The organism is Ruminococcus sp. 8Y-12, assembly GCF_058119865.1.
Map to the genome: position 1 here is coordinate 1,810,748 of NZ_CM176623.1, position 19,500 is coordinate 1,830,247.

General features: G+C 41.5%; 13 protein-coding genes. All 13 read left to right on the forward strand.

Translation table 11 applies throughout. From position 1 onward, the window contains the following. The first annotated feature begins 9 nt into the window (after positions 1-9). Positions 10-3,687, forward strand: coding sequence for a family 43 glycosylhydrolase (locus AC0THY_RS06630; protein WP_489993652.1), 3,678 nt, complete (start codon positions 10-12; stop codon positions 3,685-3,687). A gap of 8 nt (positions 3,688-3,695) precedes the next feature. Next, entirely contained in the window at positions 3,696-7,490 is a 3,795-nt protein-coding gene (locus AC0THY_RS06635; protein WP_489993653.1) for a LamG-like jellyroll fold domain-containing protein, read from the forward strand. A gap of 35 nt (positions 7,491-7,525) precedes the next feature. Further along, positions 7,526-8,203 carry a helix-turn-helix transcriptional regulator gene (locus AC0THY_RS06640; protein WP_489993654.1) on the forward strand — a complete coding sequence of 226 codons (678 nt, stop codon included), beginning with the start codon at positions 7,526-7,528 and terminating at the stop codon, positions 8,201-8,203. Positions 8,204-9,675: 1,472 nt separating this feature from the next. Next, positions 9,676-9,996, forward strand: coding sequence for a helix-turn-helix domain-containing protein (locus AC0THY_RS06645; RefSeq protein WP_489993655.1), 321 nt, complete (start codon positions 9,676-9,678; stop codon positions 9,994-9,996). Positions 9,997-10,576: 580 nt separating this feature from the next. Further along, entirely contained in the window at positions 10,577-10,792 is a 216-nt protein-coding gene (locus tag AC0THY_RS06650; protein WP_489993656.1) for a DUF6870 family protein, read from the forward strand. Between the two features lie 101 nt (positions 10,793-10,893). Beyond that, complete coding sequence (locus tag AC0THY_RS06655; RefSeq protein ID WP_489993657.1) at positions 10,894-12,528, forward strand: recombinase family protein; 1,635 nt, start codon at positions 10,894-10,896, stop codon at positions 12,526-12,528. A gap of 2 nt (positions 12,529-12,530) precedes the next feature. After that, on the forward strand, positions 12,531-14,228 hold the full coding sequence (locus AC0THY_RS06660) for a recombinase family protein (RefSeq protein WP_489993658.1): 1,698 nt from the start codon (positions 12,531-12,533) through the stop codon (positions 14,226-14,228). Continuing rightward, positions 14,228-15,772: a recombinase family protein gene (locus tag AC0THY_RS06665; RefSeq protein WP_489993659.1), complete on the forward strand. Its 1,545-nt coding sequence runs from the start codon at positions 14,228-14,230 to the stop codon at positions 15,770-15,772. The genes AC0THY_RS06660 and AC0THY_RS06665 overlap by 1 nt, the downstream gene beginning before the upstream one ends. A gap of 63 nt (positions 15,773-15,835) precedes the next feature. Next, positions 15,836-16,003, forward strand: a complete 168-nt coding sequence (locus AC0THY_RS06670; RefSeq protein WP_489993660.1) for a hypothetical protein — start codon at positions 15,836-15,838, stop codon at positions 16,001-16,003. Then, positions 15,990-16,325, forward strand: coding sequence for a type II toxin-antitoxin system RelE/ParE family toxin (locus AC0THY_RS06675; RefSeq protein WP_489993661.1), 336 nt, complete (start codon positions 15,990-15,992; stop codon positions 16,323-16,325). The genes AC0THY_RS06670 and AC0THY_RS06675 overlap by 14 nt, the downstream gene beginning before the upstream one ends. A gap of 198 nt (positions 16,326-16,523) precedes the next feature. Beyond that, positions 16,524-17,780: an ABC transporter substrate-binding protein gene (locus AC0THY_RS06680; RefSeq protein WP_489993662.1), complete on the forward strand. Its 1,257-nt coding sequence runs from the start codon at positions 16,524-16,526 to the stop codon at positions 17,778-17,780. A 1-nt stretch (position 17,781) separates the two neighbouring features. Then, the gene (locus tag AC0THY_RS06685) at positions 17,782-18,645 is read left to right on the forward strand and encodes a carbohydrate ABC transporter permease (protein ID WP_489993663.1); all 864 of its coding nucleotides are present in this window, start codon (positions 17,782-17,784) and stop codon (positions 18,643-18,645) included. After that, positions 18,645-19,490, forward strand: coding sequence for a carbohydrate ABC transporter permease (locus tag AC0THY_RS06690; RefSeq protein WP_489993664.1), 846 nt, complete (start codon positions 18,645-18,647; stop codon positions 19,488-19,490). Before AC0THY_RS06685 ends, AC0THY_RS06690 begins: the two co-directional genes overlap by 1 nt. The last annotated feature ends 10 nt before the right edge of the window (positions 19,491-19,500 follow it).

A 19,500-nucleotide genomic window follows, 5' to 3' on the forward strand; every position in this document is an offset into this window, starting at 1 on the left:
GTGGTTATTATGAACAGAAAAAAGCTCTTAAATAAAGTGCTGTCAATGGTAATAGCGGCGACAATTTTAATGGGTGGGATGTCATTTCAGGCATTAGCAGAAAGAGAAAATACAATTGAAGTTGGCAGTGAGACAGTAATGCGAAAAAATGACAAAGCAATGCAAGATGCTCTGGAGGATGGCTTGATACTGGATTTGTCATTTGATAACAACAGCCTTGCTTCCAATGTAGGTCAGGCAACGGCAAATGGTACTATCACGTATGCAGACGGCGTATCGGGCAAGGCAGCTGTGTTAAACGGAAATGCAGGATATATCCAGGCTTACGGCAATGGTGGTACACCGTTGCTGAACGGACTTAACGAATACTCGGTGTCATTCTGGGTGAAAGCTGCCGATGCCGCTACATCATGGTGGTTCTACTCGGCACCGAACACAAACACGCAATCATTCAATCAAGAAAAATATGCCGGAATTCTTTCGAATACGGTCGTTACATACGAGCGTTATAATAATAGTAGCAGCCGTCCGTCCAACCCGTCCATGTCCGGTTTCACAGCAAACACATGGACGCATGTAGCAGTAACAAATTCAGCAAATTTGTCAACCCTGTATGTAAATGGTGAGCCTAAGGCAACCGTGGACAGTTCGGTAAACTTAGCGGATATGCTGGGGACGGCATCAGTTACATATATCGGTCATGCTAAATGGGGAAACAGCGGCGAATTTGCAAGGGGTGTAATTGATGATTACAAGGTGTATAGCAGGGTATTGTCTGAAGCCGAAGTAGAGGCAGCCTATAGCGAACACCTGGAAGATGCAGCTTTTGCGGACCTCTCACTGCCAGGTTATCTGACAGATAATTATAAGCTTCCGATGGAAATAAAAGGGTGTAATGTTACTTGGGAATCATCAGTGCAATCAGTCCTTAATGGTTTCGAAATCGTTGCCGATTCCCACGAACAGAAGGTAGTACTGACAGCCCAGATTGGTAGCAAAACAAAAACATTTCAGATAACGATACTGCCAGCCAATTCAAAAATGGTTTATGCGTATACAAGAACCAAGCCTGACCAGAAACGTGGCCGCAGTATGCATTTGGCAATGGACATTGATGGAACGCTGACCCAGCTCAATTTCAATTTGGGTGTACTTTATGCCCCTGCTCTTCACCAGGATGATTATTATGCTTCTTCTCGCAACCTCAAAAACCCGTGGATATTTAGGCTGAAAGACGGGTCTATGGGTGTTGTAGCGCAGTATATTACTTCCGGTGGGACGGATCAGGCAGTCGGTAAGCTGGCATACTGGACAACAACCGATCTGGTCAATTATGAATACAAGGGCTTGGTAAGTATAGGGAATGAGGAAATTACTGCGCCGCAGGTAAGTTATGATAGTGAGGCAGGTGGTTACAACATTACATGGAAGAATGGTTCAGGGCAGAGGGAGAGCTTTACATCTGACTGGAAAGCTTTCAGTGCACCGGTACAGTCCACAAGAGATCGGCTGAACATTAACCAGGGAATCTCAGACGCGACAGTGACCTGTGAATTCCTAGTTACGTCAGACGAAGCAGCGTATTTGGGTAAAAAGTTGATTGAGGTGAAGAATACGACCGTTGATTCACTTGAGCAGATTAATGTCAAGGTGGGTGAAACAGTTTCAGTCAATCAACTGCCACAGACATTGCGGGCGCATTATACCGATACCTCTACTGGGGATATCCCTATTGACTGGGACATGGAAAAGCTGAATGCAATAGATTGGGATAAAGAAGGAACCTACACGGTTACAGGACAGGCAGCAGTGAAGGACTATCCCTTCCCAAGCATTCATGATCGTGCTGATCCAGCTGCAATTAAGTTTGACGGAAAGTATTATTTCATTGCAACCAGAGATAATGGCCAGCAAACGGTATTTAACCTGCGTTCAGCCGATACCTTAGAAGACTTGGCCAATGCAGCCGAGGTCACTCTTCTTAGTACCAGTGACGGTACTGACTATAAAGGCTGCTTCTGGGCACCCGAATTGCATGTGATTAATGGAAAACTCAGTATCCTGGCAGCAATCTCAGCAAATGGGAAATGGGATGATGTACAGTGCCATATTATAACCCTGGATGCAGGAAAGGATCCAATGGTTAAGACTAACTGGAATACACCCCAGCGCATTCTCAGAACAGATGGCTCAGATCTGGTAAACAAAGATGGGGCAAAAATGGGCATATCGCTGGATATGACATATCTTGAGGATGATGGTAATCATTATTATCTATGGTCTGCGCGCTATACAAATAACTATGCCGGGACAACTGGTGATGCCCATATTGCCATTGCTAAATTTGATCCGTCAGATCCGACTAGACTGATAACGGATCCTGTTATTATGAGCAGGCCAGATTTTGGCTGGGAAAATGCTTCAACCAATGTCGACGAAGGACCATATGCACTTAAACACAATGGTAGAATCTTCCTGACAATTTCGGGAAGTGGAACGGATTCAACTTATGCCGTTGGTTTGTTAGAAGCAACACCAGGAACAGATTTGACAGATGTCGCAAACTGGGAAAAAACAGGTTACCCTATCTTGGCACAGTATCATGTTCCCGCGCAGCCGGGACCAGGACATAATTCCTTTGTTAAAGACGAATATGGAAGGGATGTACTCGTATTCCATTCAGGTACCAGCGGTACCGGGCGGGACACCGGATTTCGGACCGTACACTATGGTTTTGATGGTGCGCCCATTCTCTATATGACGGCAGACCGCTATTTAAAAGCAGAATACCGGACAGTAAAACAGATAATTAAGGTTTCCGCATCCTATACAGTTGCATTAAATGCTAACGGCGGAGCAGTATCACCGACCTCCCTTGAAAGAAAAGGAGGAGAAGAAATCGGAACCTTGCCGAACCCAACCAGGAGTGCTCATAGTTTCAAGGGGTGGTATACAGAAGCAGTGGGTGGAACAATAGTTACCGCAGCAACGAAAGTTAATGGAAACATGGTGGTTTATGCACATTGGGAACCAACAGGGATATCATCAGATCAGAAAAAAGCTGACGAGGTAATTGCAAAAATTGCAGCAATCGGTTCGGTACAAAAGAGCAGTGGGGCAGCAATTAAGGCAGCAGAAGACGCTTACAACAGTCTGAATGCAGAACAAAAGAAACTGGTTACGAATTACAAAGTGCTGACCGAAGCCAGAGCAGCCTATGAAATGCTTGCTTCTGTACCGAAAAAAGGGAGTAAACACACGGTGGGTAAATATCGGTATCAGGTTACCAAGTCGGCAGCTAAGGGCGGCACCGTACAGTTGTTAAATCCTGTGCGCAAGACCATGAAAAAGGCTGCTATCCCGGCAAAAATTCAGTTGAATGACTATACTTATGAGGTAACATCCATTGCGGCCAAAGCCTTTCAGAAGAACAAGAAACTAACTGCTGTTACAATTGAAAAGAATGTTCGTGAGATCGGAAAACAGACATTTGCCGGATGTAGCAAGTTAAAGTCCATTACGATCAAGACTACGAAGCTAAAAAAGAATTCTATCGGCAAAAACGCCTTAAAAGGTATTAAAAAAAATGCAACCATCAGAGTTCCCAAAAAGAAATTTGCACAGTATAAGAAACTTTTTAATACACGTATTGGGTATAGGAGAACGATGAAATTAAGAAAGGGATAAACTTTATAATGAAAATCAAGAAAATATTTTCCAAGCTGCTGGTGATTGCGATGTTACTATCTATATTACCGGTTAATGCATTACAGGTAGCAGCAGATAATAGCGCAGATGATAGTCTGGTTGTGCATTACGACATGACTACCGACGGTTCCACGCTCACTGATGTAAGTGGAAATGGGCACAATGGAATTTTTGAAAACTTAAACCAGAAATATTTTATGGAAGATGAAGGTGAAACCGTAGTTAACTTTATTGGGGGAAAGACTTATGTAAAACTGCCGTATAGTATCTCTGAACAACTAAGTAACAGCGTGACCATACATACAAGGACGAAGACAAACAATGATAGTTGGGCGCAGTTTTTATGGTTTCTCGGAGCCGGTACGAATACTTCAACTTATCTTTTTATGAACCCAAGATCGTCAATAGATCAACAGGCCATTCGGGCCGGCATTAAAACTGGATCGACTGAGGAGCGTCTGAGTGGCTTACCGGTAATGACTCCGAATGTTTATCATGATGTCACAGTAACGGCAGAAGGTAGTATGATAAAGCTCTATATCGACGGGGTTTTATCTTCCACACTTACACATGGACGCTCTCTGTCAGCGATTTTAGATGGTGATGGGAGCGGATATGCAGGATACATTGCGAAATCTCCCTATGGAGGAGATCCGCCATTTAGAGGAAAGCTGGCAGATTTTAGAATTTATAACAAAGTGTTGAGTGATGGTGAGGTTGCCGCACTGCATGTAGAATCGAAAGTACTTACCGACCAGGAAAAAGCTGACGCGGTGGCTGCCGGGCTGCAGATTCCTAATGCAGATCAGATTAGAGGCAGTATCACACTTGCGTCTGAAGTAAAAGGCGCAGCAATCACATGGACATCCCCCGATAATTCTGCAAATGAGGTGATTGACCTTTTTGAGAGACCGGTCACTGGTGCAATGGCAGGTAAAAATGGCTATTCAACCATTCCAGCAGGAGTGGTAACTCGTCCAACAGATAACGACAAGATGGTAAAGTTGCGTGCTACGGTGGAGTATGGTATGGCAACATCTGTAAAAGATTTTACTCTGACTGTCAAGAAAGCGGCTAAGGAACTTAGGGATGATGATTTTACTGCATATTTCCTGACCCATTTTATAGGAACCGAAAAAAAGGCGACCGACGAGCAAACATATTTTGCTGTCAGTCAGGATGCGAATTACTGGGAGGATCTACATGTGGGAGGCACTCCGAATTTAATCTCTGATATTGGTACGCAGGGGGTGCGTGACCAGTATATTATTCGCTCACCTGAAGGTGACAAGTTTTATATGATTGCCACAGACCTGTCCGTGTATCATTCCGGCGGGTGGAGTGGCGGGTGGTCGGTCATCAGCGGAGGGAGCAGCCACATCGTGGTGTGGGAATCTACAGACCTTGTGGAATGGTCCCAGCCGTGGTTGCTGAACCTCAAATCAGAGGGAGTCGGTTCTGCTTGGGCACCTGAAATTGTCCATGATACGAATACAGATGAATATATTATTTTCTGGGCATCAAAATCGCTGACAAATCAGTATTACACCATTAATTATGTAAAAACCAGGGACTTCCGCACTGTAACTGAAGATAAGGTTCTAATGAATTATACAAATGCTACGGTAATTGATACTACTTTTGTAAAACATAATGGATATTATTATCGAGCAGTTTCTGACGGTCAGATATCCATATCAAAGAGTACAAACCTCTTGGAACCATCTGTATGGACCGCAAATGGCACAAGCGGTTCCAGGGTAGTCAGTGGAGACTGGGTAGCTTTAGGAAACATCCATGGTGCTACCGGTTTAACGGGCAATAATGTCGAAGGAGCGGAATTGTTTCAACTCAATAAAAAGGACTGGACAAACCCGAATGTTCCAGAATTTGCCTTGATGGTTGACCAGTACAGTTCCGGTAAAGGATATAGGGCACTGCGCACCACCGATATGGATGATCCGTCAGCCTGGAAGGCTACGACCGCATATAATTCGGGGACTACCTTGAAACGCCATGGCGGATTTGTAAACATTACGCAGGAAGAATACGACCGACTGATAGATGCAAGGGACAATGTTTCAGCGACCAGTATCAGCTTTGATTTTGAAACAATGGCCTTGCGGACAGGAAAGAGCAAGAAAGCAAATATAACCTTTATGCCTGCAAATACCACGAATAAAAGTCTGACTTGGGAGACATCGGATATTTCTGTAGCAACGGTAGAAAATGGAGTGGTAACACCCAAATCAGAAGGGAAGGCTACGATTACTGCAACGACTAACAACGGAAAGTCAGCCAGCTGTACAGTTATAGTTGAGGAAAATTATGAGAAGCTGATAGCAGATTTCAACTTTAATGATTCAGCCACAGGACTAAAGGGAGCGGGGGCAAAGGCAACCGAAAATGGAACAGCAGTATATTCGGACAGCTTTGATGAAGAAAATGGAAAAGCAATCAGCATCAGTAGTAGTAACTGGCTTACGGTGACAAAAGAAGATGGTTCTCCGTTATTGAAAGATCTGGAAGAGATAACTATATCTTACTATAGCAAATCAACAAATACAAGTTCCCAGGGATGGGCATTTTATGCTGCACCAAACACAAATACACAAATCTACCAGCAAGAGCATTATCTTGGCATCATGGATCGGACCACTGGGGTAACAGTCGAGCGCTATCATAACTCAGGTGCAAGGCCGGGGAGCAATCTTACGGGTTCTTCTTCCGCCAACTGGAAACACGTTGAATTAGTTATTACAGAGGCCGATACAACATTGTATATTGACGGGACGCTTCAGGATAGCAGGGTAAGTACTTACAAGTTGAGCGATATCGTTGATAGCACGGGGGGCATCATTCAGATTGGCAAGGGCAACTGGGGCAGCGGAGAATACTTCACGGGTCTGATAGATAATTTTAAGATCTACGCACAGGATGAGTCACAGGCTGAAGATCAAAGAGCAATCCAGGAAGTGGAGAAAAAGATTGCTGCAATTGGAACGGTGACACTTGACAGTAAGGTAGCCATAAAAGCAGCCAGAACAGCATATGATGCACTAAAACAGGAGCTAAAGCATCTGGTAACCAATGTCAGCTTGCTGATACAGGCAGAAGCAAAGTATGAGGCCGAGGTGAAAGCCGCCATTCAGGCGGCAGATAAGGCTGCGGCCAGCGAAGTGGAAGATAAGATCAATGCGATTGGAACAGTAACTGCAGGAAGCAAGGAAGCCATTGCGGCGGCAGAAAAGGCATACCAGACATTGTCGGCGGAACAGAAGAAGCTTGTTACTAACTATAAAGTATTGGTAGATGCAAAGGCCACATATGAATCATTAAACAAACTGCCTGCTAAGGGGGCAGAGGTGAAGGTGGGCAAATACAGGTATCAGGTGACCAGGTCGGCAACAAAAAATGGGACAGTAAAACTGATAAAACCAGTTCGCATGACCATGAAGAAAGTAGTGATACCGTCAAAGGTAAAGATAAACAAATATTCGTTTAAAGTAACCGCTATTGCGGCGAAGGCATTCAAAGGAAGTAAGAAACTTCAATCGGTAACAGTTGGAAAAAACATCCGCATGATTGGAAAACAGGCTTTTAGAGGCTGCGGTAAGCTAAAGTATATCCAAATTAAATCCCTTGTATTGAAGGAGGTTGGAAAAAGTGCTTTCAAAGGAATACGGGGAAATGCGGTCATCAAAGTTCCGGCTAAGAAACGAAGCCTGTATCAAAAGAAACTGAAAAATAGAGGACAGAAATCAACAGTCCGTATTAAATAAGGTTATTAAACCTAGACGGAAGGGGGGAATTGACTATGTCTTTGAACAATAAAGCATATGATAGTTATGCAGTACAGGAATTTCTAAAAATTGGTTTCTTAAATGATATAAATATATTCGTTGACCGGTATATAAGGGATATAAATCTGGAAATGATGCAAATGCAGATATACAGGCAGTATGTTTTGATGGATATTAGTTTTCAGATTTCTCGCTTTTTAGAGGAACGCAGCATTAAGGACACTATTATGGAGCAGTTCGCTGATGAAGCAAATTTTATGTTGTATTCGCAGTCTCTTGAACTGACCAGGATTTATTTGCGTGAGATTCTCCAATATACACTTCGAATCAGAGATGAAATGTTAGATTGGTCTTATGGCAAAATTACGGAAAGAGCTAAGAAGTATATTAACAAATATTATATGGATAAAGAGTGTACGCTTAATACTGTCTCCAGATATGTAGGACTCTCATCATCGTACTTTAGCAGTGTCTTTAAGCGTGAAGAGGGCATAAGCTATATTGAGTTTTTAACCGCGGTTAGAATGAAAAAGGCAAAGGAATTACTCATAAATACAGAGATTAAAGTTTGCGATCTAGGCAATAAGCTGGGATATACTAATAAGCATTATTTTTTGAGCGTATTTAAAAAGCATGTTGTTTGTACGCCTAAAGATTATCGGAGAAGCGCTAATATCACTATTTTTTCATAAGTAAGAAATCGGGAAGTTTGGCATAGACAATATCTAAGTAAAGCTGGTAGGGCTAAAATTTTAATATCAACGGTATGTGGATGATATTGCGTTTTGCCCGAGAATATTCCTCATGAACAGTATTAATAAAAGGTGGAATTAACTAGCAGTAAGTAGTCTGCGATGGCGATTTGTTATGACGGTAGTGTCCCGTTGTCGCTTAAAGACTGGTTATCTGCTCTTAACAATCTTAGAAAAGGTCATGCTGACGATCGACACTGACTAAAACAGAAAGACTGGGAGTATTGTCCAGATGGTTAATCTGGATAATATTTCTCAGGTATACGTGACGAGTTTCGGTACACTGTACCGGTAGATAATATGAAGTTACCCTATGTTTATAGAAACGCGGATCTACAGGAATACTTAATTTTGTAAAAGATCAATAGGCACCCGGTATGATACATACAAAATAAGGCTGCGTATAAATAGTACAGTATTTATAGGGGTGGGTGCCCATAAGGAAAGTTTTACTGTTTGCTGTTATAGATTTGAAACCAATGATGTTATGTGTCAACAGTAGATGTTATTTTGCCGCAAGGTGATTTTAAAATATTTAGAACAGATCAGAAAAAGATGTCAGATGATTTCGAGTTTGTTTGCGGATATGAAGCAGGCTGCTGGTAGAGGCAGCGCAAGCATATACACGAGGAAATATTGGACACAAATCAGTAGCATCATCTCGCGCTGGATATCAGATATAAAAAAACTCAGGATGAAATACAGGAAAAGGATAATAAAAACGCTAACTAAAGAAGGGCGGACGATTAAGCGAAAGAGATTTACCATAATCTTTTGCCTGGGACGTTTTAAGTTACCCATAAAACGATTAAAATATATTTTGAGCATGGATTCAACGAAAAATCCAAATTTGATGAAAAGCAACTAAAAGAAATTATAATAGGATATGAACATGGTCTTTCGGTGGGGAAAATTCTCTGTTATGTAAAACATAGATTTAGTAATGAACGTATGGCGTACATGAGGTTAGCTATTGAAGCAAAGAGGAGTGCGGGAAACAATGTATTTAGAAGGGGATTTAGGAGTATGACTCAGAATTAATAGCGGTAGAATAGGTTGGCGTTTTTAGGTAATAAAGTTTTTTCAATAATGAACACTGGTGGTATTTGTCATGAAATAGTTTAAACAAAGGAGGATGCTTCTTTCTTTTATTGAATTATTTCTATAACTAAAGAGAGAAACAAAAATACAAAATTGAAAGAAAAAAAAGATAATTATTCATTGGGAGCTCAGAAGTCTTTGTCAAACCGACAAGGGCTTTTTTTTATGCATTCGACAATTTTCGGCATTTTGTGACGGGGTTTATGTTACTGTTACATATTTTCAAATATGCTTTGACTGTCAGTCACTTCCTAATTTTAATCATATTCAATAAAATATATTTAAAAGATGAAAAAGAGGGGAGGATTTAGATGGTCAGCGGCTCTAGAATAAAACACTTTAGATTAGAGAAAAACATGACACAGGAGCAGCTTGCTGAAGCATCAGAATTATCCTCAAATTACATATCCCAGATTGAAAATAATAAAAAACAGGTGAGTATGACAGCACTGAGAAGAATGGCAGAAGTGTTAAATGTTCCTGTTTCACGATGCTTAGAGGAATCAAACCAGACCGCGTCTAATCCCAACACCAAAATTGTAGTGGATGAGTTGTTGGACTGTACGAACTATGAGCTAATTATTATTCGTGATATGGTGCGTCAACTTAAAAAGTCTTTAAGAGCTAATTAGCAAGTTGAATTATCAGTCTATGAAAAGGCATTTTGGCAACAGTGCTTTTTCATAGACTGATAAAGAGTCTAATACCGAAAACTAAATAGCCAGTATACATAGGTACTTAATCCAAAGCACATAAAGTGATGTAAACCAATCAGCTTCGCCATGAAATACCTGTCAGACAACGGATCAACGCCAGGAATCGTAATAGAAGAAGCAAAAGGTATGATAGCGGCAGTTTACATGGGCAACCGGTAGCAGGTTGTTTAAAACGAGGAGGACAATGATACTTCTGCCGGCGAGGAGCCGGCAGCCCGGAGTAGCGTCCGGGACCAGCTTACTGTGATGAAAGGGCTGCAGTAGGATGATATGATGGCAAGCTAAAGCCAGCCTGGTATACTCCCATTGGTAAGGGGCGGGGATAAATATAAAATTGCGGCTGCAGTAATGCAGCTTGCAATGCCAATACATTAGATTTCGCATAAGACCATGAAACCATCGTAGTTTTATGCGAACTTTAATAAACGTCCATGCATTCCATAACGAATAAAGGACAAACACCAGAGAATATGATTAGAGAAAGGGGCATAAAGAAGTGTTGGCAGTGGCAGAGAAAAAACTAGTGGATTTATCGGAGGTATCAATCGCACATACGTTAAGCAAAGAAGAACGAATCAAAAAATACATCGATGATATCGGTGATCCTTACAATTTCAAAATAGGCGATATAGAGGTTAGTATTTCCTTTGAACCGGATGGTGAAAGTTTGCAAAGAAAAATGGAAAGATATTTTGAGACCATGAATATTTGAATAACGCTTGAAAAATGAAAAAGATTCTGTTATTATCCAAATAGGACAAATTAGGATTTCTTTGTTTTTACAAGCGTTCTTCATTAAAAGGAGGATTACTTGTGAAAACATCAACTGAAAAATGCTATTATGCTGCTTCATACTCAAGGTTATCGAGAGAGGATGGCGACAAATCAGAAAGTGATAGCATTAATAATCAAAAAGAACTTATCAGAAATTTTCAAAAATCTAATTCCGATATTAACATTGTAGAAGAATATTCCGATGACGGTTTCAGCGGAGTTGATTTTGAGCGCCCTGATTTCAAAAGAATGATGGATGATATAAAAGCAAAACGGATCAATTGCATCATCGTAAAAGACTTGTCAAGGTTCGGGCGTAACTACATTGAAACGGGAAAATATATCGAACAGATATTTCCTTTTTTAGAGGTGCGTTTTATTGCCATAAATGATAATTATGACAGTGCTGCAGGCCAGTCCCAGAGTGACCAGATCGTTTTGCCGTTTAAAAACCTGATTAATGATATTTATTGCCGGGATATTTCCGTCAAAGTGCGTTCCAATCTCAATGCCAAACGTAAAAAAGGCGATTATGTAGGAGCATTTGCTCCTTATGGTTACAAAAAGGACGAAGAAAATCATAATCAATTAGTCATAGACGAAGTAGCCGGTCAGGTTGTAAGAAAAATCTTCAACATGAAAATCGAAGGTATGAGTAATGCAGGAATCGTAGATAAATTGAATGCCGAAGGAATATTGGCGCCCTATGAGTATAAGAAGCAGACAGAGCAGGGGAAAAATTATAAACCAAGTTTTGCAGTGGGAAGGAATTCCGAATGGTCGGTAAAGAGTATTTTGCGGATTTTAGAAAATGACATATATCTGGGAAACCTGACCCAGGGAAAAAATGTGCGCCCTAATTATAAGGTTAAACAGCAGGTAGCGGTCAGCAGTGACGAATGGATCAAAGTAGAGAATACACATGAACCGCTTATCTCAACGACTGATTTTGAAGTGGTACAAAAATTGTTGTTGCGTGATACCAGGAAGGCACCCGGGAAAGGGGAATTATATTTATTCTCCGGTATGTTGTTTTGCCCGCATTGTGGCCAAACATTGAGCAGAAGAACCGTTTCAACAAAGAAGGGTAAATACATATACTATGGCTGTTATACCAGCAGGCATAGAGTGAGATGCAAAGGAATTGCAATTCGCGAATCGGAACTTGAAAAGGTGGTGCTAAAAGCCATTCAAAAGCAGATTGAGCTTATACTGGATGCAGATGAACTGATATCTAAGTTAGATATGATTCCGCTGCAGCAGAGTGAAATAAAAGCAGTAGATGAGCAGATAGAAAAGCTGGAAGTGGAAGCAGCAAAATACAAGAAGCTAAAGGCAGGCCTTTATGAGCATTATCATGAGGGCATCATAAGTAAAGATGAGTATATCGATTTTAAGAACATATATGACAACGAGGAAAAGGAAATAACGCCGATCATCAGTCGATTACTTACGAAGAGAAAGAGTATTCTGGAAGGGGAAAGTGATTTTCAAAAATGTGTAGACTTATTTAAGAAATTCCCCAATATAACCAGTTTAGACAGACGAACCTTAATTTTACTTACATCAAAAATATATGTTCTGTCAGGTAAGAAAATTAATATATGTTTCTCTTATCAGAGCGAGTTTGAAAAGATGCGGCTCTTAATCAAAGACGTTAAAGAGGGGGCATAGGGATGGCAAGAATCAGCAGAAAAAGTGCGGCGGAACAGAGTGATAATAAAAGTGCGGCAGGTACAGTCTCTGCCCCTGAAGTATATTTGACAGGGATTTATTTACGGATATCCAGTGAGCATAATGAAGATTTGAGTGATCAGGTGCTGGATAATCAAGAACAGGTTATTCGGAATTATTTAAGTGATAAGGCAGAATTTCAGATTGTTCAGATATATTGTGATAATGGATGTACCGGGACTAATTTCAAAAGGGATGCATTTGAGCAAATGATAAATGATATCAAAGCGGGAAAGATAAATTGTATTATTGTGAAAGACCTCTCTAGGTTAGGCAGAAATCACATTGAAGTGGAACAATATCTGCAGGTCATCTTCCCATTTTTAAAAGTGCGCTTTATTGCTGTCAATGATAATTACGATACGTTAAGCAAAGATAGTGATATTACGGTATCGTTGAAAAATATCGTGAACGCAGCTTATGCTAAAGATATATCCAGAAAGATATATAGTGCAAAGCAGGCTTTAATGGAAAAGGGAATGTTCGTAGGCAATATTCCGCCATATGGATATGATAAAGCAAAAGATGATGCACATAAGCTGGTTGTGAATAAGCACACCAGTCAGGTAGTTAAGCAAATATATGAGTTAAAACAGCAAGGAAAGAAATATGCTCATATAGCCGATATATTGAATGAGACGGGCGAAGCGGCACCGATGAAATACTGGTACCGGAAAGGTCTAGTCCGTAATGAAAAGTATGCAAATGTGATGTGGAGTACACCGACCATCCGAAATATTCTTCGAAACAGAATGTACTTAGGAGACATGGTTCAGGGAAAGCATCGCCAGTGTCTCGCAGATGGGCGACCGGGTGCGAAAGCTCAGAGTGAAGACGAATATATTATTGTAAAAAATACTCATGAACCAATTATTGAGCCGGGATTATTTGAAAGAGTTCAGGAAATATGCGATGAAGAACTTCAGATAAATCGGGAAAAGAGATGGCGGAATGATAATCTGGTTAATTCAGAGTATGTGTTGGAGAACATGATCTACAGTATCGATGGGCAAAAAATGTACCGAACCAGAAATGTATACGCGAATAACCGAATTTCTTATGGTTACATAACCACCAAGAATCGAAGACCGGATGGTACCTTTTTCCCGAAGTTCTACATCAGCGAGAACAAAGTGTATAATAGTCTGAAAAAAGTAATGAGCTGCCATATTGAGCTATTGTTCTCTCAGCAGCGAACGCTTAAAAAGAAGAACGTGCAGACTAATATTCAGAAAGAGCGGGTAAGCAGAGCGGATAAAATGGTTCAGTTTCAGAAAGAAATAGAAGAATATCGTGAGCAGGGAGCCTTGCTGTATAAAGATATGGTTGAGGGAAATGTTACTTTCTCTGAATATGAAAAACTTAAAGAAAAATACCGTAGGAAACAAGAGGATGCAAAAAAGCAGTTGGAAAAACTGAAAAAAGAAGACATGTTGGCAGAAACGCATATTTCTGTAACTGATATATACACAGAGCAGCTTCGTGAATTCTTGAAAACTCATGAACTTACGAGAGAGCTTACAGAATTGCTTGTTAAGAGAGTGACCATTATAGACAAAAACAAGATACAGATTTCATTCCGGTTTGAGGATGAAATTCAAAAGGTGTACGAAAGTGTCCGAACGGAGGGAGTGTGCTAATGGATATTACCGCATTATATATCCGCCTTTCCCGGGAGGATATGGACCTCGACAACACGAAAAAAGAAAGCGCCAGTATTCAGAATCAGCGGCTGCATCTGCAAAGTTTTTTAATGTCGCATGTGGATGTTAAACGGGGAGAAATAGAAGAATATGTTGATGACGGATACTCAGGAACTAATTTTGAACGGCCGGCATTTCAGGCAATGCTGGATGATATTCGCAATGGACAAGTCAAATGTATCATTGTAAAAGATTTTTCGAGACTGGGGCGTAATTATATTGAGGTTGGCAATTACTTAGAACAGATATTTCCAGTATTAGGAGTAAGGTTCATTTCCGTCGATGATGGTTATGACAGCCAAAATAGTAACGGTGATGTACCGGGGCTGGATGTGGTATTTAAAAATATTATTCATGATCATTATAGTAAGGAGTTATCACATAAGGTGGTACAGGTAAAAAGAAACCTGGCAAAAAAGGGGTTATTCCTGGCCGGGATTCCGCCATATGGATATTTGAAAGACCCGCAGGATAAATATCATCTGGTGGTTGATCCGGAGTCGGCAAAGGCAGTTCGGCACATCTTCGCACTGGCACTTGAGGGGAAAGGGTATAGTGAGATTGCCAGAATATTAAACAGGCAGGAAATAGAAAGTCCGGCGAGGCGTTTATGGCGTTTGGGGATACGTGGCCACACGAAAGATACCAAACAGGCAGAAGCCCTGCGGTGGCGATCAGAAGCGGTAGCCCAAATCCTTCAAAATGAAGTAGTGCTGGGCAACGTAATTAATCATCGTGTGGAGCGAAAGACGATTGGAAAAAGCAGCTTAAAGAAAGTGTGCAAAGAGGATAATATTATTGTAGAGAATATGCATGAACCAATTATTGACAAAAACACCTTTGAACAAGTGCAGTCTTTGATTGGAAAAAAGAAAGTAAATAATCTGAATAAGAAAAAGCAGCAGATGGTCCACCCTCTCAGCGGGATTATGAAATGTTCATATTGCGGTAAAAATCTGATTTTAGAAAAGGGCTGGTACCGCTGCCGTCATTCACGTTATGCAGACGATAAAGGGCATAGGAAAGTAAAAATAGAGGAAAGAGAAATACTAAGTGCAATTGGAAATATTATTTATTTTGTATTGAAACTGCATAGTGAGGACATGGCAGAAAGACAAAAACCGATTAAGGAAGTAAATTTAGTTGAAACAGATATGAGTTCTGTTGGGGAACAAAAACTAAAGATGCTTGCACTTTATGAAGAATTCAGCAGTGGGCAGATAAATAAGGATATCTTTTTAGAAAAGAAAGCATTATTTCAGCTGCAGGTATTGAAGAGCAAAGAAAATGCCGTGCAGCCGGGGAAGAGGAATGCGTGCCATCTTAATGATATGCTGGACGTTAAGATGCAGTTAGATGATATGTCATGGATAACCAGAGAACTTTTAAATGAAATGCTGAGAACAGTTCAGGTGACAAATGAAACGGAGGTGAAAATTGTATGGAAATGTGAAGATTGGTGTAATTCATGGCTGAAATAAGAGTTGGCAAAGTATAAAGAAACAAGTATAATAAAAATATGAGAGTACAAAGGAGTGTTTGACATGGCTATAGCAGCAAAGAACGAATTTGATGGCAAAATCAATGAAAATCAAAAAGAAATTAGAGAAATGGTGCTTGCTGGTTTAGAACAAGCTAAACAGGGTAAAGTCGAAGACTTTGATGTGGTCTTTGATCGATTGGAGAAAAAGTATAAGGATGCAATACTATAAAATCGAAATTACCGATTTAGCAGAAGCAGATCTGAATGATATTGGCGACTACATTGCTTTTAATTTGAAGACGCCTATAACAGCATTGCAAATAATGCAAGGGTTGAGAAAAGAAATAAGAAAACTAAATCAAAACCCGAAAAGACATAAACTGGATGAAGACTTACAACTGGCAAGTGTTGGCATCCGAAAGCATTATTACAAGAATTATACTATTTTTTATTTAGTGGATGACAGAGAAAATAGTGTGCTGGTTTTACGAATATTACATATATTAGTTGACAGTAAAAGGGCATTATATTACACATTGGAATTGGAATGAAAGAAGATTAAAGGGATGATCAAGCATATAAGCGAGGTTATTCCTTTTTCGGTTTGTACCGGGTTAAAAAGAACTAAATGCCATAAAACTAAGAATAGTTAAGAAGTGGACAGGGGTTTCTTAAGAAAATCTTAAATCGTTAGTCCTTACCTTGACATTAGCGGAAAACGGATTTCTATCATTATAGGAGGAAAAGATGTGAAACGAAGAGTGTTGGCAGGGATTCTGCTTGGGACAGCCGTTTTGGGAATATTGACCGCCTGCGGCAGGCAGGAGGATGGGGCAAAGACAACCATCGAATTTTTTCTGGGAAAAAGAGAGTGTACCAGTACGTTTGAGTCTCTGATTCAAAAGTTTGAGTCTGAAAATCCGGATATACGGGTCAATCTGTCAGCTCCCTCAGATCCCATATCGATCCTGAAGACCAGACTGATCAAGAACGATGAGCCGGATTTGGCGGCAGTGCTGGGGGATTCCAGTTATACCAGCTTTGTGGACTCTGATATGTTTTTGGATCTTTCAGGGGAGGAGGTACTTGATAGGGTGACTCCGGTTTACCAGAACATGGCAAAGCAGCTGGAGTCCATTCCAAAGGAGGGAACCTTTGCAGTTCCCTATGCGGGCAATGCCAATGTTGTCCTGTACAACAAGGACATTTTTGAGGAAAAGGGACTGGAAGTGCCGAAGACCTGGAGCGCTTATATCAGTTTATGCAGCGAACTTCAGAAAATGGGCGTGCAGCCCTGCGTATTTGGGTTTAAGGATGCCTGGAATGTATCGGCTCCCTGGGGAGCTATCGCAGCAAATACAGTGAAACCGGAATTCTATGCCAAAGTCAATAGAGAGGAAGCAGCGCTAAAGGATGCTTACAGCGTATGTGCAGATCAGATCAGAGAGCTTGCCTCCTATGGACAGAAGGATCTGTTTGGATATGGATACAATGATGCCTGCGTCAGCTTTGCGAATGGGGAGGCAGCCATGTTCCATCAGGGAAACTGGGCCCTGCCGGTCATCCTTCAGACAAATCCGGATGCCAATATCGGCATGTTTGTGCTTCCGGTGACGGAAAATGAGGCGGACAATCATATGACCACACAGGTGGATTTGATGTTTTCCATATTTCGGACAACAGATCACAGAGGGGAGTGCATGAGGTTTCTCCAGTTCCTTTTGGAGGAGGAAAACATGCAGCAGTACATGGATGAGCAGACGGCGGTTCCGGCTGTGAGCGGCAGCTTTACCTACGCCAAGGAGCTGGAGGAGGTAAAGCATTACTTTGAGGAGGGGGATTTGGTGATGAGTGCACAGTCTGTATACAATGCGGCCATTCCCTATGCGGAGATGATCCAGACGTATCTGATTGACGGCGATCAGGACGCCTTTTTGAGCATAATGGATAAAGAGTGGCAGAAAGCCAACAAAGATATTATACGGAAGATCAAGGAGGGGAATTAGGATGTCAAAACAGAAAAGAGTACATATACTTTTTACACTTCCCATGCTGGCGTTGTTCCTGGTACTTCATACCTATCCTCTGATACGGGGGCTGATGTACAGCGTCACCAATTTTAAGGGTTTCGGCAGCTATGATTTTGTTGGGTTATCCAATTATATAGAATTGTTTAAAGATGAACGTGTTTTGAATTCCTATCTCTTTACCTTTAAATTCGCCATTGTGTGTACCATAGCAGTCAATGTGATCAGTATGTGTATGGCGCTGCTTCTGAACGCCAAAATCAGAGGAAAAGGATTTTTCAGAGGCATGTATTTTCTGCCCAATATCTTGGGCGGCCTGATCGTTGGGTATATCTTTAACTACATTTTTACCTTTCTGGTACCAGAGTTCGGAAAGATGATCGGAAGTGAGACACTCAGTGTCAGCATTTTGGGCAATACCAGCCTGGCCTGGATCGGTGTGGTGATTGTGGTGGCGTGGCAGTCCATAGCGTTTAATACCATCATTTATATCTCCGGGCTGCAGACCGTACCGGAGGAGGTGTATGAGGCAGGAGCCATTGATGGAACCACGGGGTGGAAGAAGTTTTGGAAACTGACTTTTCCGCTGATCGCTCCGTTTTTTACCATAAATGTAGTGCTCTGTATGAGGAATTTCCTTATGGTTTTTGATCAGATCATGTCCCTGACCAATGGGGGGCCTGCTCAGTCCACAGAGTCCATTTCCATGCTGATCTATAAGGCAGGGATGACAGCAGACCAGTTCGGCTACCAGTCTGCCAACTCAGTGGTCTACTTTGCAGTGATTGTACTCATATCTCTGTTTCAGATGAAGGTGTTAAATAAAAGGGAGGTGCAGTTATAGTGAAGACAGCAGCAAGTAAAAAGAGTACAGGGATTCCTATTCTGCTGGCTCTGGGGCTGATCACCGTGGTATTTCCTCTCTATATGACCATCGTGATTGCACTCAAAGATCCTTCAGAGATGACAAATCAGATCGGAAGTCTTTTATCCCTGCCCGGGAAGCTGGATTTCCATAACTTTGCAGAGGCTATCCGGACCACGGACTTCTTTCACACCCTGGCCAACAGTTCTCTGATCACCGCAGGGGCTGTGACGGGCGTGATTCTGCTCAATTCCATCGCAGCCTACGCGATCGGAAGAAATATGGGAAAAAGCAGATATTTTAGATGGATTTACACATACTTTATCTGCGGCATGTTTGTCCCTTTTTCCATGCTGATGCTTCCTCTGGTAAAGGAGGTAAGCGTTTTCGGACTGGATAACAGGCTGGGGCTGATCCTTCTCTATATTGTATTTAATATGCCTATGAATACTCTTTTGTACACAGGGTACTTAAAAAATATTCCCGAGGCTTTGGAGGAGGCCGCATGTATAGACGGCGCGGGGCACTGGAGGGTTTACTGGAAGGTGGTGTTTCCCATGCTGAAGCCCATGCACGCCACAGTGGCGATCATGACGGCCCTCTCCACCTGGAATGATGTAATGATGCCTCTGGTCATTTTGAGCGGTGGGGACAGCAGATCCACCACATTGCCCCTGGCACAGCTTCTCTTCCAGTCATCCTTCGGAACAAATTATAATGTGGCCTTTGCTTCATACCTGCTGGCGCTTCTGCCAATTTTGATCTTTTATCTGTTTGCTCAGAGGTGGATCATAAACGGAGTCACCAACGGGGCGGTAAAATAGAATATACACA

Bases quoted from the DNA above. Each gene is read 5' to 3' on its own strand.
- AC0THY_RS06640 (WP_489993654.1), top strand. From the start codon at position 7,526: ATGTCTTTGAACAATAAAGCATATGATAGTTATGCAGTACAGGAATTT.
- AC0THY_RS06660 (WP_489993658.1), top strand. From the start codon at position 12,531: ATGGCAAGAATCAGCAGAAAAAGTGCGGCGGAACAGAGTGATAATAAA.
- AC0THY_RS06670 (WP_489993660.1), top strand. From the start codon at position 15,836: ATGGCTATAGCAGCAAAGAACGAATTTGATGGCAAAATCAATGAAAAT.
- AC0THY_RS06665 (WP_489993659.1), top strand. From the start codon at position 14,228: ATGGATATTACCGCATTATATATCCGCCTTTCCCGGGAGGATATGGAC.
- AC0THY_RS06645 (WP_489993655.1), top strand. From the start codon at position 9,676: ATGGTCAGCGGCTCTAGAATAAAACACTTTAGATTAGAGAAAAACATG.
- AC0THY_RS06630 (WP_489993652.1), top strand. From the start codon at position 10: ATGAACAGAAAAAAGCTCTTAAATAAAGTGCTGTCAATGGTAATAGCG.
- AC0THY_RS06685 (WP_489993663.1), top strand. From the start codon at position 17,782: ATGTCAAAACAGAAAAGAGTACATATACTTTTTACACTTCCCATGCTG.
- AC0THY_RS06675 (WP_489993661.1), top strand. From the start codon at position 15,990: ATGCAATACTATAAAATCGAAATTACCGATTTAGCAGAAGCAGATCTG.
- AC0THY_RS06635 (WP_489993653.1), top strand. From the start codon at position 3,696: ATGAAAATCAAGAAAATATTTTCCAAGCTGCTGGTGATTGCGATGTTA.